Origin of the sequence: Streptomyces sp. URMC 127, assembly GCF_051386535.1 — a bacterium.
In the GTDB taxonomy this organism is placed as follows: domain Bacteria; phylum Actinomycetota; class Actinomycetes; order Streptomycetales; family Streptomycetaceae; genus Streptomyces.
On sequence record NZ_JBPQTW010000537.1, the window covers coordinates 1 to 286 of the forward strand.

The following is a 286-nucleotide window of genomic DNA, read 5'->3' on the forward strand; positions in this document are numbered from 1 at the left end:
ACGACGAGGTCCTGGACGAGATCGAGGAGGCGCGGCAGCGGGGCGTCACGGCCGTTCCGACGTTCGTCTTCGAGGGGCAGTGGGCGGTCCAGGGCGGCCAGGAGCCGGCCACCTTCCTGAAGGTGCTGCAGCAGGTCGCGGAAGCGACCGCTCCGGCGGCGGAGGCGGGCGACGCCTGCGCCGACGGGGCCTGCGCGGTCTGAGGCCGCCGGGCTGCCCGGAGCGGCCGGGCCGCCGGAGCCGCCGGGCTACGCCTTCGCCGCGCCCCGCACCTCCAGGCCGTCGA

General features: G+C 77.6%; 1 protein-coding gene. It reads left to right on the forward strand.

Translation table 11 applies throughout. From position 1 onward, the window contains the following. On the forward strand, positions 1–203 hold a 203-nt coding region (locus ACSNOH_RS35290; RefSeq protein WP_436725516.1), incomplete at its 5' end, for a DsbA family oxidoreductase. Positions 204–286: the final 83 nt, after the last annotated feature.